2 protein-coding genes are annotated in these 3,721 nt (G+C 68.0%); one reads left to right on the top strand and one right to left on the bottom strand.

Translation table 11 applies throughout. The features are described from left to right. Positions 1 to 359 precede the first annotated feature (359 nt). Complete coding sequence (locus ACIA8O_RS30500) at positions 360 to 560, bottom strand: hypothetical protein (protein ID WP_396297209.1); 201 nt, start codon at positions 558 to 560, stop codon at positions 360 to 362. 108 nt (positions 561 to 668) lie between these two features. Between ACIA8O_RS30500 and ACIA8O_RS30495 the strand changes: the two genes are divergently transcribed. Continuing rightward, positions 669 to 3,398 (top strand): hypothetical protein, encoded by a 2,730-nt coding sequence (locus tag ACIA8O_RS30495; RefSeq protein ID WP_396297208.1) that lies wholly within the window; start codon positions 669 to 671, stop codon positions 3,396 to 3,398. Positions 3,399 to 3,721 lie beyond the last annotated feature (323 nt).

The following is a 3,721-nucleotide window of genomic DNA, read 5'->3' as shown; positions in this document are numbered from 1 at the left end:
GGGGGGGGGGGGGGGCCCCGGCGGGGCGCCTCCCGCACCCAGGGGGGTTGGGGGGGGTGGGCGCCCCCCCCGTTGGGGGGGGGCCCCCCAAACCCGTAACACCCCCACTTCCCCAAGTCCGCTTGGTGCGGTAGCTCGAAGGTGAAGGTCACCCTTACGCGTCCGGGGCCAGGAAGTGGCTTTGTAGGTGAGTTGTGAGAGCACCTGTCGTCGAGCGGCGAGAGCGCCCCGTCCCACGCGACAGTGATGTCGCCGAGTTTCGAGAGCACCCAGGTGCTTGCTTCGGGACCATGATCGTGCTCTGCACGACGAGGCGGCCCGGGTACTGCCGCTACGAGAAACGGACTCAACACCCTCTCTCAGGTGAGGAACTGGGCGAGTACTCCCGCGATGGCGGCAGCGAGGGTGAGGGTCGCTGCGAACGTGGTAGCGGCTCGCATGACGGCGGTGGGGTACGTGGCGCCGTCGAGGCGGGCGAGTGTGCCGGCGGCTGTGGCGGCCAGCAACGCGAGCACGACGATCAGTGCGGCGGCAAGAAGGACGATGACGGTCTGGTCCACGGCAGTCTCCAAGCTGAGAGCGGAGTTTTGACGTGACCCAAAGTCGTGGAAACGGTGGTTGCAGTGGTTCGACCGGACAAAGATGGACACCGGCGAACAGGGGGGCATGTGGTCGAGGAGCGTGGAGGGCGGGAGGCAGCGCTCTCCGAACTGCGCCAGCGGTTGGAGGATGGGTTGGCGCGCTCAGGATTGACGAAAACCCAGCTCGCAGAGCGGCCCCCGCGGCTTGGCCGTACCACGGTTCAGCAGGCGTTCCAGGCGAACGGCCCTGTTCCGTCTCCCACAACGGTTGCGGTGCTGGCCCGGAAGCTGGGGCTGCCGGTGGATGAGTTGCTGGCGTTGCGGCGGGCCGCGGAGGATGAGGTCAGTCCTGTGGCCGCGGCGGAGATGGTGCCTGGCAGACCGATTGGGAACTGGGATCCTTACGACCTGGAGGTCCATCCGGCGGGATCCGTCTCCGGGTTGGTCGACTCCGGTACTCGCTCGATGAGGGCGATGCCCGGCTATGTGTCGCGTGCCCATGATCGGGTGTTGCGTGAGGCGGTGCGCGAGGCCGCGGAGGGTCGCAGCCGGATGCTGGTCTTGGTGGGACGGTCCTCGACAGGTAAGACGCGGGCGTGTTGGGAGGCTGTCCAACCGCTCACCGCTGAAGGGTGGAGGCTCTGGCACCCCTTTGACCCGACGCGGGCCGAGGCGGCGCTTGCGGACCTCGGCCTTGTGGCGCCCGGCACGGTTGTGTGGCTCAACGAAGCCCAGCACTACCTTGGCCACCCCCACGCCGGGGAGCGGATTGCGGCGGCCCTCCATACGCTCCTCACTCACCCCGATCGTCGGCCGGTCCTTGTCCTGGGAACGCTGTGGCCCGAGTACGCCGACGCGTATGCCGCGTTGCCCGACCCCGGTCGGCCAGATCCGCACAGCCGGGTTCGTGAGCTCCTTACTGGGCGCATGGTCCCCGTCCCCGACACTTTCGACAAGGAAGCACTCCGCGCCGCCGCCGTCCTTGCCGAGGGCGGCGACCAGTTCATGGCCGACACTCTCACCCGCGCACGTGCGCACGGGCGAGTCACCCAGGACCTCGCTGGCGCGCCCGAACTCTTGCGCCGCTACGAACACGGCAGCGCCGCCGCTCGTGCCCTGATCGAGGTCGCGATGGACGCACGCCGCTTTGGCGTAGGGCTCCAGCTCCCGCAGGGTTTCCTCACCGCCGCAGTCACCGACTATTTCGCCGATCACGACTGGGACGAACTTGCCGACGGCTGGACCGAAGCCGCTTTCGCCGAACTCGCCCGTCCCGTCCACGGCAAACAGGCTCCCCTGCGCCGCACCGGAACTCGCCCAGCAGGCCGCGCTCCCGGCCCCGGGGCCTCGGCCGAGGAGGCCGATCCGGCGGCGTACACGGTCCTTCGGCTCGCCGACTTCCTCGAACAGCACGGTCGGACCATCCGCCGCGGCCTTTGCCCACCCGCTTCGTTCTGGCGCGCCGCCGACACCCATCTGACCGACCCCGACGACCTCATCAGCCTCGCCTCCGCTGCGGAAGCGCGGCACCGCCTCAAGTGGGCCCACCACCTACGCAGCCGGGCTGCAGGCGCAGGGCACCCCGACGCGCTGGAGCGTCTTGCGCACGAGCGCGCGAATACTGGGGACTTGGATGGAGCCGAAGCTCTGGCCCGCCGGGCAGCCGACGCTGGCGAGTTCGATCCGCTGGTCAGAGTGGCAGTTTTGCGGGAACGGGCTGGTGATCGGGAGCTCGCCGAAGCCCTTGCACGCCGGGCCGCCGAGGCCGGAAACCATCGTGGGTGGGTCGCCCTTGCACTGGCGCGGCACGAGGCAGGTAACCGCGAAGGCTTCAAGGCTCTCATTGAGCGGGCCGCCGACTACCCCGGCACCTTGTTGGAACGAGCGTGGGCCCTCGAGCAGGCAGGGGAGCTGGAGGGCGCTGAAGCCCTCTTCTGGCAGGCCGCCGACGCCGGCAACGTCTGGGGCCTGGTTAACTTGGCGTCAGCACGGGAGCACGCAGGGGATCGGGCTGGCGCTGAAGCACTCGCTAGGCAGGCCGCCGACGCAGGTGAACCCGCAGGCTTCGCCAACCTCGCGCGGAGTCGAAGGGCCGCAGGGAATCTGGAAAGTGCAGAGTTTCTCGCCCTGCAGGCGGCTGCCGCCGGCTTCCGCGTCACCCTGGCCGAGGTCGCGAAGGGGTGGCAGTCGACAGGAGACTTAGACCGTGCAGAAGAGCTCTACTGGCAGGCCGTCGACTTCGGAGACACTGGCGCTCTGATCGGCCTGACGACGATGTTCGAAGAAGCCGGGAGGCAGGAACACGCCGAGAGACTAGCGTTACTGGCCGCCCGCGAGGGCTACCCCGAAGCCCTGACCAGCCTGGTGCTGAAGCGCGAGGCTGCCGATCCGGCGGGGGCAGCGGTCCTCGCTGAAGCCGCTGCCGACTCCGGCCACATGGTCCCCCTGGCCCTGCGTGCGGCCGAGAGGGAGAAGGCAGGAAACTGGGAAGGCGCCGAGGACCTCTACCGGCAGGCGGCCGAAGCCGACCCTGGCAGCACCACTCTCCTGCCCAGCCTTGCGCGATTGCGGCAGATGGCCGGTGACCAGAGAGGCGCCGAGGACCTCTACCGGCAGGCGGCCGAAGCCGACCCTGGCAACGGCAGGATCCTGCTCGAATTGGCGCGATTGCGGCAGATGGCCGGTGACCAGAAGAGTGTCGAAGAGCTCTGCTGGCAGGCTGTCGACGTTGGCTACGTATCGCAATCCCTCTGCGATGCGTGGCCGTACGGATTCGAACCGGACGGATCACCTTATCCACCCTGGCGATCTGAATGAACCAGGTGGGTTGTGTACGGTCTTCGGCTGGACACGCCCGCAGGTTAACGTCACCGCAGTCCCGACGCAGGTGAGTGGTGCCAATTCTCGCCGACATTCCACCCTCCACTCACCGGTGAACGCTCTTCAAGCCCGCCTACAAGTGCTCTCGGTTCTCACCTATGCAGCCACAGGAAGCTCAGCATGAAGGTGCGGTGCAACCAGAACACCGGCCCTCTTGGCATAGGTGGGCCTTCCCCCTGATGTGAGGACACCGGACACTGGATCTTGATGGTTCAGGAGAACGGAGTCCCTGTGGGGATGAAGCACTACCCGCCGGAGTT

Origin of the sequence: Kitasatospora sp. NPDC051853, assembly GCF_044452665.1 — a bacterium.
GTDB lineage: Bacteria > Actinomycetota > Actinomycetes > Streptomycetales > Streptomycetaceae > Kitasatospora.
This window is presented reverse-complemented; position numbering and strand designations above follow the sequence as displayed.